This is a genomic window from Enterobacter mori LMG 25706, from assembly GCF_000211415.1.
Lineage (GTDB): Bacteria > Pseudomonadota > Gammaproteobacteria > Enterobacterales > Enterobacteriaceae > Enterobacter > Enterobacter mori.
In genome coordinates this window covers 393,623-410,757 of sequence record NZ_GL890780.1, presented here as the reverse complement: position 1 = coordinate 410,757, position 17,135 = coordinate 393,623, and the positions used below count along the sequence as shown (strand labels likewise).

The window sequence follows — 17,135 nt, the reverse complement described above, 5'->3', positions numbered from 1 at the left end:
TTAGTCGTGTGCGCCGATTTCACGCAGAGGACGACCTTTCATCAGGTTACGTTCAATGTGTTCCAGTGAAACATGTTTGGTTTCTGGAACCAGCCAGATAGTCAGAACAATAAAGAACAGGTTCAGACCGGCGTAGACCCAGAAGGTGTTGGCATTGCCCAGGGTATTGAGCATGGTCAGGAACGTTGCGCCGACGATCATGTTGGCAATCCAGTTAGTCGCGGTGGAGCAGGTGATACCAAAATCACGCCCTTTCAGCGGCTGGGTCTCAGAGCACAGCACCCAAATCAGCGGACCGGCGCTCATTGCAAACCCGACGATAAACATCAGCAGCATCGCCACCGCGAAGTACTGGGCGGTTGGAGAGTGAATACCCACGTGCATCATGGTGCCCAGCACGCCCATGCCGACGGCCATCACCAGGAAGCCCAGCGTTAGGGTAGGCTTACGCCCCCAGCGGTCCACCAGTCCGATGGCGATAAAGGTCGCCAGCACGTTGGTCAGGCCGACAATAACGGTGCCCCACATCTGCTCGGTCGTGTTGGTATAACCCGCCAGTTCGAAGATTTTTGGCGCGTAGTACATGATGACGTTCATCCCGGTGAACTGCTGCATCACCTGCAGAAGCACGCCGAGGAACACCGCGCGGCGGAAGTTGCTGTTCTCTTTAAACAGCGCCCAGCCGGACTGTTTCACCTTCAGGCTTTCGCGGATCTCTTCAAGCTCGTTTTTCGCCTCAGCGCTGGTATCGCGCAGGCGGAGCAGCACGCGTTCAGCATCAACGAAGCGGCGTTTTGCGGCAAACCAGCGCGGGCTGTCCGGCAGGAAGAAGACGCCAATCAGCAGCAGAATGGCCGGTATGATGATCACGCCGAGCATCCAGCGCCATGCGCCGCTGTAGCTAAACGCGGTATCGGAAAGGTAAGCACCCAGAATACCGATGGTGATCATCAGTTGGTACATGGAAATCATGCTGCCGCGGATTTTCTCCGGCGCGATTTCGGAAAGATACAGCGGTGCGGTATAGGAAGCGACGCCGACAGCCAGGCCCAGCAAAACGCGGGAAAGAATGAGCACTTCAACGTTAGGGGCAGCGGCAGAGAAGAGTGAACCGGCAACGAACAGGATCGCGCCGATCATCAGGCTCTTTTTGCGCCCGAGCTTGAAGGAGAGCCAGCCGCTGCCAACGGCACCGACTGCCGCACCAAACATCATGGAGCTGACCACCCATTCCTGGGTATGCGCGGTAATCTGGAACTCGTCTGCGATGAAGGGAAGTGCGCCGGCAATCACGCCGATATCCAGGCCAAAAAGTAATCCTGCCAGGGCGGCGAGGAAGCAGACGAAGAATGTCATCGCCTTGTTGGACGTACGCCCTTGTTTATTATTGTCAGGCATTATGCCCTCCATTTGATTTATCAGTTTTGTCGATGTTAAGGGTAGGTGAGTGACCCGTAAAAATATGTGAGACAAATCACATTGGTGTAATCGGTTACACTAACGTGCAACCGTAAAGATAATTAACGCTTTGAAAATATAGAGGTAAATGAGGTGACGCGCATCGCGTTTGTTTGAATTTCAGACTTAACTGAAATGAAATGTAACAGCAGAAGAAAGGCGATCAAGCAAAGAGATTATTCTGAAAGCGGAATATATTCGGCATGGTGTAAGCGGTTTCAAATGGTGTGGCTTTGAGCCGCCACCCGACATAAAAAAGGCCAGCACAAAGGCTGGCCTGTTAAACACTGTCAGTCGATTACTTCAGACCGGCAGCTTCACGCAGCAGGGCGGCTTTGTCGGTTTTTTCCCATGGGAAATGTTCGCGACCAAAGTGACCGTATGCAGCGGTTTCTTTGTAGATTGGGTGCAGCAGATCCAGCATCTGAATCAGGCCGTATGGACGCAGGTCGAAGAACTCGCGCACCAGCAGGGTCAGCTGTTCTGAAGGCACTTTCTCAGTACCGAAAGTTTCCACCATGATGGAGGTCGGTTCAGCCACGCCGATTGCATAGGAAACCTGAATCTCACAGCGGTCAGCCAGGCCTGCAGCAACGATGTTTTTCGCAACATAACGTGCAGCGTACGCGGCAGAACGGTCAACTTTAGACGGGTCTTTACCGGAGAATGCACCGCCGCCGTGACGCGCCATGCCGCCGTAGGTATCCACGATGATTTTACGGCCGGTCAGGCCGCAGTCGCCCATTGGGCCGCCGATAACAAAGCGTCCGGTTGGGTTGATGAAGAATTTGGTTGCAGAGCTCAGCCATTCGGTTGGCAGAACTGGCTTGATGATCTCTTCCATCACGGCTTCCTGCAGCGATTTCTGATCGATATCTTCAGAATGCTGAGTGGACAGAACTACCGCATCAATGCCAACGATTTTACCGTCGTCATACTGGAAGGTGACCTGGCTTTTCGCATCCGGACGCAGCCATGGCAGGGTGCCGTTTTTACGCACTTCAGCCTGACGCTGCACCAGACGGTGTGCGTAGGTTACCGGTGCTGGCATCAGCACGTCGGTTTCGTTAGTTGCGTAGCCGAACATCAGGCCCTGGTCGCCCGCGCCCTGCTCCAGTGGATCGGCGCGGTCAACGCCCTGGTTGATGTCCGGGGACTGTTTGCCGATGGCGCTCAGTACCGCGCAAGAGTTGGCATCAAAGCCCATATCAGAATGTACATAGCCGATCTCACGCACCGTGTTACGGGTGATCTCTTCGATATCAACCCATGCGCTGGTGGTGATCTCGCCGCCGACCAGAACCATGCCGGTTTTGACATAGGTTTCACACGCTACGCGCGCTTTAGGATCCTGGGCAAGGATCGCATCCAGCACCGCATCGGAGATTTGGTCAGCAATTTTATCAGGATGTCCTTCTGATACGGACTCGGACGTAAACAGGTGTTTTGCCATGTTTTATTTCACCTAAGAGGAATTTGGTTAGCTCGAACTGCTGTGTGGAATAGCCAAAGGAGAGTATTCTACCAAGGCCTGCAGGTTTTTGACACTGGCAGTCTGAGTGTTAATCAGTATAGATGGATTAACATCTGGACGTCCATTTTAGGTCACTTCTTCACCCGATTTCCAGTTTTTTTTGACTTACCTCTCACTGTGTTGAAAACAAAGCTGGAAATATTTCCTGACGGCACTGGCAACCCACACATTTTTGTTTTGCATTTTCCCCACCTTCTCGGTATAAAACGCGGCACGCGGCTCATACAAAAAAGCGCTCGATGACCTCATCGTGTCGCCACTTCCAGCCGGGTTAAGCAGTGAACATTTAGCTTTGGCTTGTGGTCCGTTTCAGCAGAGGCGGCCGTGGAGGTGACACGAGATAATGAACCATCGTTTTCCGCTAATTCAGCGCAGCCGTTCTGGCGCGCCGTTGATTCCCGCAACCCGCATTTCTAGTCTGCAAACCTGCCGATGTTATACCCATCTCGGCGCTTCTCAGGATCCCAGGGCCGGTTACGCTCTGTGACAACTGAACAAGGGCGCTCTTGTTAATACAAGAGTTTTCTCGTGGTTTCGCCGAACCTTGTCATACAGAGTTCGGATACGTGTTTTACAATGATATGAATAAGAAACCGGTCGCACGGTCTGGATTTCAGCATACTCTGCTGGGAAACGGAGCCGTTTATGGGTTGTTATCGCCGTATAACGCTGCGATAGTAGTCAACTGTTTTACACTTAATACAAAGAGTTGAGGTTCGCTATGTCTGACGACATGTCTTCTTTTTCGCCTTCGTCAGCGGGCGAACAGGGTGTACTACGTTCTATGCAGGAGGTTGCGATGAGCTCCCAGGAAGCCAGCAAGATGCTGCGCACTTACAATATTGCCTGGTGGGGCAATAACTACTACGACGTCAACGAACTGGGCCACATCAGCGTCTGCCCTGATCCGGACGTCCCTGAAGCGCGCGTCGATCTCGCCAAACTGGTGAAAGCCCGCGAAGCACAGGGCCAGCGTTTGCCTGCACTGTTCTGCTTCCCGCAGATCCTGCAACATCGCCTGCGTTCTATTAACGCCGCGTTCAAACGCGCGCGTGAATCCTACGGCTATAAAGGCGACTACTTCTTGGTTTACCCGATCAAGGTAAACCAGCACCGCCGCGTGATTGAATCCCTGATCCACTCCGGTGAACCGCTGGGTCTGGAAGCCGGTTCCAAAGCGGAACTGATGGCCGTTCTGGCGCACGCGGGCATGACCCGTTCGGTGATCGTCTGTAACGGCTATAAAGACCGTGAATACATTCGTCTGGCGCTGATTGGCGAGAAGATGGGCCACAAGGTCTATCTGGTTATCGAGAAGATGACTGAAATCGCTATCGTGCTGGAAGAGGCTGAGCGTCTGAACGTCATCCCACGCCTCGGTGTGCGTGCGCGTCTGGCGTCGCAGGGTTCCGGTAAATGGCAGTCCTCCGGCGGTGAAAAATCCAAGTTCGGCCTCGCGGCGAACCAGGTGCTGCAGCTGGTGGAAATTCTGCGCGAGCGCGGTCGTCTCGACAGCATTCAGCTGCTGCACTTCCACCTCGGCTCGCAGATGGCCAACATTCGCGACATCGCTACCGGCGTGCGTGAATCGGCGCGCTTCTACGTTGAGCTGCACAAGCTCGGCGTGAATATTCAGTGCTTCGACGTGGGCGGTGGCCTGGGCGTGGATTATGAAGGTACCCGCTCGCAGTCCGACTGCTCCGTGAACTACGGCCTGAACGAATATGCCAACAATATTATCTGGGCGATTGGCGATGCCTGTGAAGAGAACGGCCTGCCGCACCCGACGGTGATCACCGAATCTGGCCGCGCGGTTACCGCGCACCATACGGTGCTGGTCTCTAACATCATCGGCGTTGAGCGTAGCGAAATCACCGAAGCGACGCCTCCGACAGAAGATGCCCCGCGTTCCCTGCAAAGCATGTGGGAAACCTGGCAGGAGATGCACGAGCCGGGCACGCGCCGTTCCCTGCGCGAATGGCTGCACGACAGCCAGATGGACCTGCACGATATTCACGTGGGCTATTCCTCCGGCACCTTTAGCCTGCAGGAGCGCGCGTGGGCGGAGCAACTCTATCTGAACATGTGCCATGAAGTGCAGAAGCAACTCGACCCGAGCAACCGCGCGCACCGTCCGATTATCGACGAGCTGCAGGAACGTATGGCGGACAAAATGTACGTCAACTTCTCGCTGTTCCAGTCGATGCCGGATGCCTGGGGTATCGACCAGCTGTTCCCGGTTCTGCCGCTGGAAGGGCTGAACCACGCCCCGGAACGTCGTGCGGTGCTGCTGGACATCACCTGTGATTCCGACGGCGCTATCGACCACTACGTTGACGGCGACGGTATCGCAACGACGATGCCAATGCCGGAGTACGACCCGGAGAACCCACCGATGCTGGGCTTCTTTATGGTCGGCGCGTATCAGGAGATCCTCGGCAACATGCACAACCTGTTCGGTGATACCGAAGCGGTTGACGTGTTCGTCTTCCCTGACGGCAACGTGGAAGTCGAGCTGTCTGACGAAGGGGACACCGTAGCGGACATGCTCGAATACGTTCAGCTGGATCCGAAAAAACTGCTCACCCAGTTCCGTGACCAGGTGAAAAACACCGGTCTGGACGATGCGTTACAGCAGCAGTTCCTGGAAGAGTTTGAAGCGGGTCTGTACGGGTACACCTATCTGGAAGACGAGTAGGTTAACCTCCCTCTCCCTCAGGGAGAGGGGCGGGGTGAGGGCAGCAGGCTGCTGTGCCGCTGATGCCCGGTGGCGCTGCGCTTACCGGGCCTACGTATGTAGGCCGGATAAGGCGGAGCCGTCATCCGGCAGAATGCTATACTCACTTGAACCCGTCTGCATTACCGGCGATAATTCGCCCCAATTAGCGATTTACGAATCAATCCCTTCCTCGTCGGGTTTAACGACGCGGAGGGGATTTTTTTTCATCTGTTTTTAATGTATCGACGTTAAAAGAGGTCAGGACATGAGCACTTTAGGTCATCAGTACGATAACTCTCTGGTATCTAACGCGTTTGGTTTTTTACGCCTTCCAATGAACTTCCAGCCGTACGACAGCGACGCTGACTGGGTGATCACCGGCGTACCGTTCGACATGGCAACCTCCGGTCGCGCGGGCGGTCGTCACGGCCCGGCAGCGATCCGTCAGGTTTCTACCAACCTGGCCTGGGAGCACAACCGCTTCCCGTGGAACTTCGATATGCGCGAGCGCCTGAACGTGGTGGACTGCGGTGACCTGGTGTACGCCTTCGGTGACGCGCGTGAGATGAGCGAAAAGCTGCAGGCTCACGCCGAGAAGCTGCTGGCTGCCGGTAAACGCATGCTCTCCTTCGGCGGTGACCACTTCGTGACCCTGCCGCTGCTGCGCGCTCACGCCAAGCACTTCGGTAAAATGGCGCTGGTGCACTTCGATGCGCATACCGACACCTACGCGAACGGCTGCGAGTTTGACCACGGCACCATGTTCTTCACCGCACCGAACGAAGGCCTGATCGACCCGAATCATTCCGTGCAGATCGGCATCCGCACCGAGTTCGACAAAGACAACGGCTTTACCGTGCTGGATGCGGGCCAGGTCAACGATCGCGGCGTGGACGATATTCTGGCGCAGGTTAAGCAGATCGTCGGCGATATGCCTGTGTACCTGACTTTCGATATCGACTGCCTGGATCCGGCGTTTGCGCCGGGCACCGGTACGCCTGTTATCGGCGGCCTGACCTCTGACCGCGCCATCAAGCTGGTGCGCGGCCTGAAGGATCTGAACATCGTCGGGATGGACGTGGTGGAAGTAGCACCGGCCTATGATCAGTCCGAGATCACCGCGCTGGCCGCGGCGACCCTGGCGCTGGAAATGCTCTACATCCAGGCGGCGAAAAAAGGCGAATAAGCCTTACGCGCTCACTGCTGCTGCGCGACGCATGCGCAGCAGCAGCATTCCTCCGGCGAGCAGGGTAATCACTTGTGAGACGACCAGCACCGAAAAGCCAGAGCTGACCGACCCCACCGATTTCATCACCATCCCCATCAGTAGCGGAATAAACGCCGCGCAGATATTGCCTATCCCATTAATAATGCCGTACGCGCTGCCCACGGCGTCCCGGGCGGCGTGATGCTGGATTACCGCAGGAATAGCCGCTCCCTGAAGTCCCCAGAACACGTTGGCAGACAGCATAAACAGCGCCAGCCATGCGGGTTGATGGCTGAGCATCAGTGCGACCACGGAGAGTGCCGTCAACGTACCGCCCACCACAAACAGTACCGGCGCCTGTTCCGGCCGCATTTTGTCGAGTAGCACGCCGCCCAGAAACTTTGACCCCAGGCTCAGCAGGAAGGGGACCGCCGCAAGCATGCCCGTCGCGTGCAGCGAGAAGTGGTGCTCGTCACGCAGCCATGCGGGCAGCCACGCGCTGCTGCCCCACAGATAGCTCAGCGTGGCGATTTCAACCAGCAGGATCCAGCCCAGCAGCGGCGTCTGCCAGGCCAGCGTGAAGGTGTGAACAAACCCCGGTTTTTTCATCTTCACCGGGCTGCGTGGCGCGGGCAGAAAACGCCAGATGAGCCCGCCGCCCAGCACCAGATTCATCACCGCCAGCGCGTAAAACGACCCGGCCCAGCCCAGATGCGCCATCAGCCAGGTGACCAGTGGAAAGCCCACGGCCAGCCCGAGCGAGACGCCCAGCGCGGTGCCGGCGTTGGGTTTGCCGATCTCTTCCGCGCTAAAGTTATCGCTGATAAAGCGCGTCTTCAGCGAAAAGAGCGGTCCTTCGGCAACACCCAAAATCACGCGGGCGATAAGCATGCCCATTAGCGAACCCAGCAGCGGAGAAATTGCGCAGACCGCGGCCCAAATCGCAATGCTGCTTAACAATCCCTGACGGTAATGGAGTTTGCTTTCGATAACTGGTGTTAATAATAAAGCCGAAAAACCATAACCCAGCAGAAAGCAGGTCATGAGCATTCCCTGTAACATTCTGTTTTCATTTAGCTGAAAATGTTCGGAAAATTCCGGGTTTAAAATCATTACCGAGATATTAACCCGGTCGACGTAGGAAATAATAATCAGTAATAACAGTGCAATTGTACCTTGCCATCTTGCCGTCATCATGCCCGCCTTACGTTTTTATCTATTTATATTTTTATCAAAGTGATTGTCACGGATCTAAAATGGTTCACTGGTGAAACTTGTTGTTTATTAAGGGTAAATAAAATTTTTGTTTCACAGGTGAAACACCGAAGATGTGACGCTACTTTATTTTTAAGGAACAAAAAGAAAAGAAGTCAATATCTTTTATTGAAAGATTGAGGGCATTAATAAATCGTATTTATCACGCCACAATAATGAAAATTTCATATCGCTGCATTTTTTCGTGATCCTTTGCACACTTAGTTAATTAATACCTGTTTGATTAACAAATTCGTCACATTGCCGCTTGACGAAACATTCATCGCTTTTATATTGACCGTATTAAATAAGAAACAGAGTTTCATATATGAAACAAAAGCCTGGAGGATCGTGATGAGCTGGATAGGCGTATGTGACGCAGAACAAGTACAGGAAGATTTCCCTTTTAGCGGCAACGTCGACGGTAAAGAGATCGGCGTTTATTTGATTGACGGTGAATATTACGCACTGGAAGACGTATGCCCGCACGCTTATGCCCTGCTGAGCCAGGGATTTGTGGAGGACGGCAAAGTGGAATGCCCTCTGCATGAGGCGGTGTTTGACGTCAAAACTGGCCAGTGCCTGCACGGCCCCGGTGGTCGCAACCTGAACCGCTACCCGGTTCGGGTCTTTGAAAATCAAATTCAGATTACCTTCGTCGAGGAGACCGTGGCATGAGCGACATCCTGAACTACAACCCGGCGCTGCCGGAAAGCCGCCAGTTTACCCCGCCTGCAGAGGGCGGCAACGGTGCCATTCATAAGCCGGGTGATTACACCAACCTGATCTGGCAAACCCGCAGCCGCGAGCCGGAAAGCTGGGAGGTGAACCTGATTGCCACGCTGGAAGATCTCTTCGAACAGGGCGTTGAAACGCTACCGGAACTGGTGAACGGGCTGAACGCGGTGCGCATGCATGACCAGCAGGGTGAGCCGTGGCGCGAGGCAAGCTTCCAGGCATTCTTACAGGTTAACGGCTACTGAGGACAACGCGATGACGACGACCGTACAAAACTATCTCGATAAAGGCCTGCGCGGCCTCTGGTATCCGGTACTGGCAAGCTGGGAAGTGCAGTCTGCTCCTGTGGGCATCACCCGCCTGGGCGAGCAGATTGTGGTCTGGCGTAATAAAGACGGCCAGGTGCAGGCACTGGAAGACCGCTGCCCGCACCGCGGCGCGCGCCTGTCGATGGGCTGGAACCTCGGCGACCGCATTGCCTGCTGGTATCACGGCGTGGAAGTGGCGGGCAACGGCGAAGTGAAGGATGTGCCCGCCGTGGACAAATGCCCGCTGGTCGGCCAGCAGTGCGTGCGCAGCTATAACGTGCAGGAGGCGCACGGTGCCATCTTCCTGTGGTTTGGCGTCACCGCTGACCAGCAGCCGGACGCGCTGACCTTCCAGGATGAACTTGCCGATACGGAGAACTTCAGCAACTTCCTCTGCACCGCCGCGTGGAAGTGCAACTACCAGTACGCGCTGGAAAACGTGATGGACCCGATGCACGGCACCTATCTGCATTCGTCCTCGCACTCAATGGCGGAAGGGGATCGCAAGGCCGACATGGTGCTCCAGCCGACCAAAACCGGCTTCATCTTTGAGAAGAAAGGGCAGAGCGGCGTCAACTTCGACTGGGTTGAGCTCGGCAACAGCGGCACCTGCTGGATGCGCCTCTCTATTCCTTACAAAAAGCGCTTCGGACCGGGCGGCCACTTCTTTATCGTCGGCATGGTGGTGCCGGAAGATAACGACAACTGCCGCGTCTTCTTCTGGCGCATCCGCCGCGTGCAGGGCTGGCAGCGCGATATGTGGCGCTTCATGTACCGCAACCGTCTGGAAAAACTGCACTGGGAAGTGCTGGAGCAGGATCGCGTGGTGCTGGAAAGCCTGGCCCCAAACGCCCGCGACCATGAATACCTGTACCAGCACGACGTCGGCCTCTCCCGCCTGCGCCGCATGATGCAAAAGGCCGCGAAAGAGCAGCTGGCGCTGCGCGAAGAACAGCAGGGAGCCGCCTGATGAACGGGCTGCTGAGCGGCAAGCGCATCGTGGTGACCGGCGCTGCGCGCGGGCTGGGCTATCACTTTGCCAAAGCCTGCGCGGAGCAGGGCGCCGCAGTGGTGATGTGCGACATCCTCGAAGGCGAGCTGGCTGAACGTACGCACGGGCTGGGCGAGCAGGGCTATGCGATCGAATCGCACGTTATCGATCTGGCCGATCCGCATTCCATTGAGCAGGCGTTTAGCGCCATTGGCGAGCAGGGGCAGATTGACGGCCTGGTGAACAACGCGGCCATGGCGACGGGCGTGGGCGGCAAAAACATGCTCGATTACGATCCTGACCTGTGGGACCGCGTGATGAGCGTGAACGTCAAAGGCACCTGGCTGGTGACGCGCGCCGCCGTGCCGCTGCTTCGCGAAGGGGCGGGCATTGTGAACGTGGCGTCCGACACCGCGCTGTGGGGCGCGCCGCGCCTGATGGCCTACGTCGCCAGCAAGGGCGCGGTGATTGCCATGACCCGCTCAATGGCGCGCGAGCTTGGCGAAAAGCGCATTCGAATCAACGCCATCGCCCCGGGATTAACCCGCGTCGAGGCAACCGAGTATGTTCCGGCCGAGCGGCATCAGCTTTACGAAAACGGTCGCGCATTAACGGGGGCGCAGCAGCCGGAGGATGTCACCGGCAGCGTGGTCTGGCTGTTAAGCGATCTGTCGCGGTTCATCACCGGACAGCTGATCCCGGTCAACGGCGGTTTTGTCTTTAATTGAGGTAGGGCGATGATGGCAAACGATCGGGAAGTGAAGTATCTGGTGCCGGGGCTGGAGCGCGGTTTACAGCTGCTGTTGGCCTTTGGCGAGCAGCATCGCGAACTGACCTTTGCCGAGCTGCACCGGTTGGTGGATATGCCGAAGGCCACCGCCTACCGCGTGGTACAGACGCTGGAGTTCATGGGCTTTCTGGAGCGCAACGCGCGCACCAATACCTTCTCGCTGGGCATGAACGTGCTGCGCCTGGGCTTTGAGTACATCGCCTCGCTTGACGTGGCCCAGGTTGGCCAGCCGGTCATCGAGCAGCTGCGCGACGTGAGCCAGTGCAGCAGCCATCTGGCGATCCGCGACGGGCGCGACATTATCTACATCGCCCGCGTCAGCGCCGCCGGGTCGCGCATCAATCAGGTCAGCATTGGCACCCGTCTTCCGGTGCACTGCACCTCGCTGGGCCGCATGCTTCTGACCGATATTTCCCGCGCCGAGTTTGAACAGCTGTTCCCGCACGAGCGCCTGCCGGGCAACACGCCAGGGCAGCTTCACGACCGCGAAGCCCTGTGGCAGATGGTGCAGCAGGACAAAGCCCGCGGATACGTGATCGGCGAATCCTTCTTCCGCCACGGCATCTCCTCCATCGTCTACCCGGTGTATGACCGAAGCGGACGCGTGGCGGCGGTAGTCAGCATTCTGGTGCCGTCGGAGGAGATCCCGCAGACCGACCGCGAGCGCCTGCAAAACGAGGTTCGCCTCGCGGCGGATAAAATTTCTGGCTTCTTAGGATATCTGTCACAGGCCAGTTAAATCAGTGAGTTAACGTCAGGCGCTTGACCGCGTCGGGCATGTTTTACGCCCAATTTGGGCCAGATGAGGCAACGAACGATGAGTGTAACCGGAATTGAAAAGCTGGAATTTGGCGTGGAAGACCTGACGCACTGCGCCAAATTTATGCGTGATTTTGGCCTGACGGGCGATGCCAGCGGCCAGCGTTTTACCACCCTGAGCGGCGCGCGCGTGGAGCTTAACCCGATCGACAGCCCCGACCTGCCGCCCGCGTTTGAGGTGGGCAACACCCTTCGCCGCATGACCTGGGCGGTTGCGAGTCAGTCAGATCTTAACGCGCTGCGCCCAAAGCTTGCGCAGCAGCCCGGATTTCGCGAGGTGGGTGACGCGCTGGAGTGTATCGACCCGAACGGCATGACGCTGCGCGTGCAGGTCAGCCAGCAGACCGACGTGGAGCTGAACGTTGAGCCAATCAACCAGTGGGGCGACGCCCGCCGGATCGACACGCCCAGCCCGGTTTACGATCGCGCCCAGCCCATCAACGTGGGGCACGTGGTGTTCTTCGTGGAGGAACTGGCGGCGGTGGAAAAATTCTACCGCGAGGTGCTCGGCTTCCAGGTCTCTGACCGCTACATCAACCGCGCCGTGTTCCTGCGCTGCGGCGCGCGCGGCGGTCATCACAACCTGTTCCTGCTGCAGCTGCCGAACCGCAGGCGCGGGCTGAACCACGTGGCCTTCACCGTGCGCGACATCCACGAGGTGATCGGCGGCGGTATCGCGATGAATAAAAATGACTGGAGCACTTTTATCGGGCCGGGCCGCCATCCGGTGTCGTCGGCGTACTTCTGGTACGTCAACAGCCCGACCGGCGGCGCGTTTGAGTATTACACCAACGACGATTATCTGACCGAAAACTGGCAGCCGCGCGAGCTGGAGCACTCGCTGGTCTCCTTTACCGAATGGGCGGTGGAAGGTGGGATCGACCACGACACGCGCCGCCAGCAGAAAAAACCGGAGGCGGTATGACGTCGCGCATTGTCATTATCGGCGGCGGCCAGGCGGGCGGCTGGGCGGCGAAAACCCTGCGCGACGAGGGCTTCGACGGCGAGATTTGCGTGGTGGCGGAAGAAGAGTGGGATTTCTACGAGCGTCCGCCGCTGTCGAAAGCCTCTCTGCTGGAGCCGGACGCGGCGCTTCCGCGCCTGTTTTCCGACGAAGCGCAGCGGATGCTTAACCTGACCTGGCACCGTCCGCTGCGTGCGGAGCAGATCGACCGCGAGGCGAAAACGGTGCGTTTAAGCAATGGCGAGCTTCTTAGTTACAACATTCTTTTAATTGCTACCGGGGGGCGGGCGCGCGTGCCGGGTGAAGCGTGGGCGGCGCATCCGCAGGTCTATACCCTGCGCCACTGGCAGGACGCGCAGCGCCTGAAAGGTCGGCTGGCGGAAAGCCAAACCCTGGCGATTGTCGGCGGCGGCTGGATCGGCCTGGAAATTGCCGCGTCCGCACGCAAAAGCGGCGTAGCGGTCACCCTGTTCGAGCAGCAGCCCGCGCTCTGCATGCGCTCGGTGAGCGGCGAGGTATCGCAGCGCTTAGAGGCCCTTCACCGCGAGCAGGACGTGGATATCCGTACTGGCTGCGGCGCGCTGGAGCTGGAGGACGATAACGGCCTGCCGGTTATCCACTGCGACGGCCAGCGTGAAACCTTTGATGCGGTGGTGGTGGGGATCGGCGTCGATCTCAACCTGGAGCTGGCCCGCGACGCCGGGCTGAAAACCGGGCGCGGGATCGTCGTGGATGCCCAGGGGCGAACGTCGGATCCGTTCATCTTTGCCGCAGGCGATGTGGCGCAGCATCATCACTACGGCCTGTGCATTCAGTCCTGGGCCTTCGCCCAGAATCAGGCGGTGGCGACGGCGAAGGCGATGCTCAACCCCGATGCGCCGGGCTATGACGACGCGCCGTGGCTGTGGTCGGATCAATATCAGCACAACATCCAGATCCTCGGCATTCCGCAGCCGGGCAGCAGAACGGTCGTGCGTGAAGAGGCGCTGTACTTCTCGCTGGACGACAACGGGCGGCTGACGCAGCTGGTGGCGTTCAACGACGCGCGCACCGTCAAGCTGGCGAAGCGCTGGATGGCAGCGGGGCGGGATCTGTCCGACGTGCCGCTCGGCGACCCGACCTTTTCACTGATGTCACTGCGATAGCTAACCCGCACCCGTAGGGGGAGACATGACCACATTAGAGACCAACACCGCGCCCGTTGAGGCAAGCGGTGAGGGAACCCGTACACCTGAAAAAGGGGTGCGCTGGGCCATCCCGCTGTCGCTGCTGGCCTGCGTGCTGCTGGCGTTCTTCGACAAAATCAGCATCGCGGCGCTGTTTTCCGACGGCCATTTCCAGCAGGCGATGGGCATCGATTTCGACACCACGCGCCTCGGCATTCTGATGAGCGCATTTCTGCTCAGCTACGGCTTTTCGTCGGTGTTTTTAAGCGGGCTGGGCGACAAAATTGCGCCGCTGCGCCTGCTCACCGGGATGATGGCGGTGTGGTGCGTGCTGATGGTGGCGATGGGCTTCACCCATAATTACACGCTGATGATCGTCCTGCGCATTTTGCTGGGCGTGGCAGAAGGGCCGCTGTTCCCGCTGGCCTTCGCCATCGTGCGCCACAACTTCCCGCAGCATCTTCAGGCGCGCGCCACCATGCTCTGGCTGCTGGGCACGCCGGTGGGCGCGGCGATTGGCTTCCCGCTTTCCCTCTGGCTGCTGAACACCTTCGGCTGGCAAAGCACCTTCTTCGTGATGGCGATGCTCACCGTGCCGGTGCTGATCTTTGTGCGCATCGGCCTGCGCGGGATCCGTCTGGATACGAAGCCCGGCACTTCGCAGACGTCTCAGGACGAGCGCCGCGCCGCGCGCCGCGAGCTGTTTGTCAGCCCGCACTTCTGGATCATCTGCATCTTTAACATCGCTTTCCTGACCTACCTGTGGGGCATCAACGGCTGGCTGCCGGGCTACCTGATTAAGGGCAAAGGCATTCACCTGGAGCACGCGGGCTGGCTGTCGTCGATGCCGTTCATCGCCATGCTGGCGGGCGAGGTCATTGGCGCGTGGCTGTCGGACCGGGTCGATAAGCGCGCGGCGGCCTGCTTTATCTCGATGGCGGGGGCTGCGATAGGCCTGGCGGCGGTGATGCACCTCGACACCCCGCTGACCATCATCGCGGCGATGAGCTTCAGCACCTTTATGTGGGGCACCGGCGCACCCAACATTTTCGCCCTGCTGGCGAAGGCCACCCATCCTCGGGTGAGCGCCACGGCGGGCGGCATTTTCAACGGGCTGGGAAACTTTGCGGGCGCGCTGTCGCCAGCGGTGATGGGGGCGTTAATCGCCTTCACCCACAGCATGGATTCCGGGCTGGTTTTTCTGGCGGTGATGGCGGCGGTGGGCTGCGTCCTGTTACTGCCGCTGCTGAGACGTTACTGAGGAGAGTGTCATGACTGATTCAACCGTAACCAACACAACAGGCATCAAACCTGACCACCTGACGATGGAAGAGTGGGTCGAGTCGCGCATTGCGCGCTTCGAAGGCCGCAAGTACGACTGGAACGCGCTGAAGTTCCAGGCCGATTTTGACCCGAAGTACCGCCGGGCGCAGATGCGCTATATCGGCACCGGCGCAACGGGCGTCGCGAACGACACCAACACCGTGCAGGCGGATCATTTTACCTTCTCCACCATGGTGCTGCCGTCGAAGTGCGAAGGGCCGCTGCACCTGCACGACGACGTGGAAGAGGTGTTCTTCATGCTTAAAGGGCAGATCACGCTGATGATCCAGGACGGCGACAACTACACCGAAACCGTGCTGCGGGAGCGTGACCTGATCTCCGTTCCGCCGGGCATCTATCGCGGGCTGTTTAACCACGGCGAAGAAGAGGCGCTGATGTGCGTCATGTTGGGGACCAACAAGCCGGAAATCCCGACCTACCCCGCCGATCATCCGCTTTCCAAAGTGAAGCGGAACTAAGGGGGCATGATGACGGGTTTTCGTGAACAGGGAAGCGGCATCCCGCTGATGCTGCTGCACGGTATCAGCTCCGGCGCGGCCTCCTGGCACAAGCAGATGGCGCTGAACGGCTTTCGCGTGCTGGCGTGGGACATGCCGGGCTATGGCGAAAGCCCGATGCTGGCGGTTGAGCGTGCAAACGCGGGGGATTACGCCGACGCGCTGGCGGCGATGCTTGACCGCGCGGGTGTCTGGCAGGCGGTGCTGGTCGGCCATTCGCTCGGCGCACTGGTCGCCAGCGCCTTTGCGGCGAAGTTCCCGGATCGCGTCATCCATCTGGTGCTGGCGGACGCCGCGCAGGGCTACGGCAATGCCGCACCGGCGCAGCGCGAGCAGGTCTGGCGCAGCCGCGAACAGAAGATGGCATTGGGCGGTGAGATCCTCGCCCAGACCCGCGCCGCGAAACTGCTGCGCCCCGGCGCGCGAGAGGAAGATGTTGCCACCGTGGCGGCGGGCATGCGCACGCTGCGCCCGGAAGGCTACCTCGCGGCCGCGTGGATGCTGGTGCACGACGACATTCACGGCTGGCTTAAGCGCTTCCCGGGCAATTTTGAAGTCTGGTGCGGCGAGCAGGATGCCATCACCCAGCCGGAGCTGGTGCAGGGGCTGGCGCTGCGCTACGGCATGCCGTTTATCGCGATCCCGCAGGCCGGACACGCCAGCTATCTCGACAACGACGCGTTTTTTAACCAACAGCTTTTACGCATTAACGAAGAGGTGCGCGATGAATGCACACATTGACGGCCGCGTGGCGGTCGTTACCGGCGGTTCGTCCGGCATTGGCTTTGAAACGCTGCGCCTGCTGCTGGGCGAGGGGGCAAGGGTAGCCTTCTGCGGCCGCGATCCGGACCGGCTCGCCAGCGCCCACGCGGCGCTGCAAAACGAATACCCTAACGGGGAGATTTTCTCTTATCGCTGCGACGTGCTGAACGCCGACGAGATTCAGGCCTTCGCGGACGCGGTGCAGGCTCGCTTTGGCGGGGCGGATATGCTGATCAACAACGCCGGGCAGGGCTACGTGGCACACTTCCACGACACCCCGCGTGAGGCGTGGCTGCACGAGGCCGAGCTGAAGCTGTTCGGGGTGATCAACCCGGTGCAGGCGTTTCAGCCGCTGCTGGAGCAGTCCGACATCGCCTCTATCACCTGCGTGAACTCCCTGCTGGCGCTGCAGCCGGAGGAGCACATGATCGCCACCTCCGCCGCCCGCGCCGCGCTGCTGAATATGACGCTCACGCTCTCAAAAGAGCTGGTGGGCAAAGGCATCCGCGTCAATTCCATTCTGCTCGGCATGGTGGAGTCCGGACAGTGGCAGCGCCGCTTTGAGAAGCGGGCGGACAAAAGCC

General features: G+C 58.7%; 18 protein-coding genes. 15 read left to right on the top strand and 3 right to left on the bottom strand.

What is annotated here, in order from left to right; translation table 11 throughout:
- Window positions 1-1,398 carry a galactose/proton symporter gene (gene galP / locus ENTMO_RS0120135; protein ID WP_010435445.1) on the bottom strand — a complete coding sequence of 466 codons (1,398 nt, stop codon included), beginning with the start codon at window positions 1,396-1,398 and terminating at the stop codon, window positions 1-3.
- Between the two features lie 358 nt (window positions 1,399-1,756).
- The gene (metK, locus tag ENTMO_RS0120130; RefSeq protein WP_010435443.1) at window positions 1,757-2,911 is read right to left on the bottom strand and encodes a methionine adenosyltransferase; all 1,155 of its coding nucleotides are present in this window, start codon (window positions 2,909-2,911) and stop codon (window positions 1,757-1,759) included.
- Window positions 2,912-3,335: 424 nt separating this feature from the next.
- Here metK and ENTMO_RS27040 point away from each other — a divergent pair, with 424 nt between their 5' ends.
- The 4 genes from ENTMO_RS27040 (at window position 3,336) to speB (ending at window position 6,897) form a co-directional block, all read left to right on the top strand.
- Window positions 3,336-3,479, top strand: a complete 144-nt coding sequence (locus ENTMO_RS27040; RefSeq protein WP_425322748.1) for a hypothetical protein — start codon at window positions 3,336-3,338, stop codon at window positions 3,477-3,479.
- Between the two features lie 94 nt (window positions 3,480-3,573).
- Window positions 3,574-3,705, top strand: coding sequence for an acid stress response protein YqgB (gene yqgB, locus ENTMO_RS25510; RefSeq protein WP_127312443.1), 132 nt, complete (start codon window positions 3,574-3,576; stop codon window positions 3,703-3,705).
- Window positions 3,706-3,713: 8 nt separating this feature from the next.
- On the top strand, window positions 3,714-5,690 hold the full coding sequence (gene speA, locus ENTMO_RS0120120; protein WP_010435435.1) for a biosynthetic arginine decarboxylase: 1,977 nt from the start codon (window positions 3,714-3,716) through the stop codon (window positions 5,688-5,690).
- A gap of 286 nt (window positions 5,691-5,976) precedes the next feature.
- Window positions 5,977-6,897: an agmatinase gene (gene speB / locus ENTMO_RS0120115; RefSeq protein ID WP_008499737.1), complete on the top strand. Its 921-nt coding sequence runs from the start codon at window positions 5,977-5,979 to the stop codon at window positions 6,895-6,897.
- Between the two features lie 3 nt (window positions 6,898-6,900).
- Here the strand turns inward: speB and ENTMO_RS0120110 are convergent, their stop codons facing one another.
- Window positions 6,901-8,112 (bottom strand): MFS transporter, encoded by a 1,212-nt coding sequence (locus ENTMO_RS0120110; protein WP_010435429.1) that lies wholly within the window; start codon window positions 8,110-8,112, stop codon window positions 6,901-6,903.
- A 414-nt stretch (window positions 8,113-8,526) separates the two neighbouring features.
- Between ENTMO_RS0120110 and ENTMO_RS0120105 the strand changes: the two genes are divergently transcribed.
- From ENTMO_RS0120105 to ENTMO_RS24370, 11 genes are all read left to right on the top strand, one after another.
- Window positions 8,527-8,850 (top strand): Rieske (2Fe-2S) protein, encoded by a 324-nt coding sequence (locus ENTMO_RS0120105; protein ID WP_003860044.1) that lies wholly within the window; start codon window positions 8,527-8,529, stop codon window positions 8,848-8,850.
- Window positions 8,847-9,155 (top strand): recombinase-like helix-turn-helix domain-containing protein, encoded by a 309-nt coding sequence (locus ENTMO_RS0120100; RefSeq protein ID WP_010435424.1) that lies wholly within the window; start codon window positions 8,847-8,849, stop codon window positions 9,153-9,155. The genes ENTMO_RS0120105 and ENTMO_RS0120100 overlap by 4 nt, the downstream gene beginning before the upstream one ends.
- 10 nt (window positions 9,156-9,165) lie before the next feature.
- Window positions 9,166-10,188 (top strand): aromatic ring-hydroxylating oxygenase subunit alpha, encoded by a 1,023-nt coding sequence (locus tag ENTMO_RS0120095; RefSeq protein WP_010435422.1) that lies wholly within the window; start codon window positions 9,166-9,168, stop codon window positions 10,186-10,188.
- A complete protein-coding gene (locus ENTMO_RS0120090) occupies window positions 10,188-10,937 on the top strand; it encodes an SDR family oxidoreductase (RefSeq protein ID WP_010435420.1) in 750 nt (249 codons plus the stop codon). Before ENTMO_RS0120095 ends, ENTMO_RS0120090 begins: the two co-directional genes overlap by 1 nt.
- A gap of 12 nt (window positions 10,938-10,949) precedes the next feature.
- Window positions 10,950-11,738, top strand: coding sequence for an IclR family transcriptional regulator (locus ENTMO_RS0120085; RefSeq protein ID WP_010435418.1), 789 nt, complete (start codon window positions 10,950-10,952; stop codon window positions 11,736-11,738).
- Window positions 11,739-11,816: 78 nt separating this feature from the next.
- Window positions 11,817-12,743 carry a VOC family protein gene (locus ENTMO_RS0120080; protein WP_010435417.1) on the top strand — a complete coding sequence of 309 codons (927 nt, stop codon included), beginning with the start codon at window positions 11,817-11,819 and terminating at the stop codon, window positions 12,741-12,743.
- Window positions 12,740-13,927 carry an NAD(P)/FAD-dependent oxidoreductase gene (locus ENTMO_RS0120075; RefSeq protein ID WP_010435415.1) on the top strand — a complete coding sequence of 396 codons (1,188 nt, stop codon included), beginning with the start codon at window positions 12,740-12,742 and terminating at the stop codon, window positions 13,925-13,927. Before ENTMO_RS0120080 ends, ENTMO_RS0120075 begins: the two co-directional genes overlap by 4 nt.
- A gap of 25 nt (window positions 13,928-13,952) precedes the next feature.
- A complete protein-coding gene (locus ENTMO_RS0120070) occupies window positions 13,953-15,209 on the top strand; it encodes an MFS transporter (protein WP_010435412.1) in 1,257 nt (418 codons plus the stop codon).
- Between the two features lie 10 nt (window positions 15,210-15,219).
- Window positions 15,220-15,750 carry a cupin domain-containing protein gene (locus tag ENTMO_RS0120065; RefSeq protein WP_010435408.1) on the top strand — a complete coding sequence of 177 codons (531 nt, stop codon included), beginning with the start codon at window positions 15,220-15,222 and terminating at the stop codon, window positions 15,748-15,750.
- Between the two features lie 9 nt (window positions 15,751-15,759).
- Entirely contained in the window at window positions 15,760-16,530 is a 771-nt protein-coding gene (locus ENTMO_RS0120060; protein WP_029485193.1) for an alpha/beta fold hydrolase, read from the top strand.
- The coding region (locus tag ENTMO_RS24370) for an SDR family oxidoreductase (protein ID WP_010435404.1) at window positions 16,514-17,135 on the top strand (622 nt) is incomplete at its 3' end. The genes ENTMO_RS0120060 and ENTMO_RS24370, both read left to right, overlap by 17 nt.

What these genes read in the sequence shown, in the direction of transcription:
- galP (WP_010435445.1), bottom strand. Translation starts at nt 1,398, where the DNA reads ATGCCTGACAATAATAAACAAGGGCGTACGTCCAACAAGGCGATGACA.
- metK (WP_010435443.1), bottom strand. Translation starts at nt 2,911, where the DNA reads ATGGCAAAACACCTGTTTACGTCCGAGTCCGTATCAGAAGGACATCCT.
- ENTMO_RS27040 (WP_425322748.1), top strand. Translation starts at nt 3,336, where the DNA reads ATGAACCATCGTTTTCCGCTAATTCAGCGCAGCCGTTCTGGCGCGCCG.
- yqgB (WP_127312443.1), top strand. Translation starts at nt 3,574, where the DNA reads ATGAATAAGAAACCGGTCGCACGGTCTGGATTTCAGCATACTCTGCTG.
- speA (WP_010435435.1), top strand. Translation starts at nt 3,714, where the DNA reads ATGTCTGACGACATGTCTTCTTTTTCGCCTTCGTCAGCGGGCGAACAG.
- speB (WP_008499737.1), top strand. Translation starts at nt 5,977, where the DNA reads ATGAGCACTTTAGGTCATCAGTACGATAACTCTCTGGTATCTAACGCG.
- ENTMO_RS0120110 (WP_010435429.1), bottom strand. Translation starts at nt 8,112, where the DNA reads ATGACGGCAAGATGGCAAGGTACAATTGCACTGTTATTACTGATTATT.
- ENTMO_RS0120105 (WP_003860044.1), top strand. Translation starts at nt 8,527, where the DNA reads ATGAGCTGGATAGGCGTATGTGACGCAGAACAAGTACAGGAAGATTTC.
- ENTMO_RS0120100 (WP_010435424.1), top strand. Translation starts at nt 8,847, where the DNA reads ATGAGCGACATCCTGAACTACAACCCGGCGCTGCCGGAAAGCCGCCAG.
- ENTMO_RS0120095 (WP_010435422.1), top strand. Translation starts at nt 9,166, where the DNA reads ATGACGACGACCGTACAAAACTATCTCGATAAAGGCCTGCGCGGCCTC.
- ENTMO_RS0120090 (WP_010435420.1), top strand. Translation starts at nt 10,188, where the DNA reads ATGAACGGGCTGCTGAGCGGCAAGCGCATCGTGGTGACCGGCGCTGCG.
- ENTMO_RS0120085 (WP_010435418.1), top strand. Translation starts at nt 10,950, where the DNA reads ATGGCAAACGATCGGGAAGTGAAGTATCTGGTGCCGGGGCTGGAGCGC.
- ENTMO_RS0120080 (WP_010435417.1), top strand. Translation starts at nt 11,817, where the DNA reads ATGAGTGTAACCGGAATTGAAAAGCTGGAATTTGGCGTGGAAGACCTG.
- ENTMO_RS0120075 (WP_010435415.1), top strand. Translation starts at nt 12,740, where the DNA reads ATGACGTCGCGCATTGTCATTATCGGCGGCGGCCAGGCGGGCGGCTGG.
- ENTMO_RS0120070 (WP_010435412.1), top strand. Translation starts at nt 13,953, where the DNA reads ATGACCACATTAGAGACCAACACCGCGCCCGTTGAGGCAAGCGGTGAG.
- ENTMO_RS0120065 (WP_010435408.1), top strand. Translation starts at nt 15,220, where the DNA reads ATGACTGATTCAACCGTAACCAACACAACAGGCATCAAACCTGACCAC.
- ENTMO_RS0120060 (WP_029485193.1), top strand. Translation starts at nt 15,760, where the DNA reads ATGACGGGTTTTCGTGAACAGGGAAGCGGCATCCCGCTGATGCTGCTG.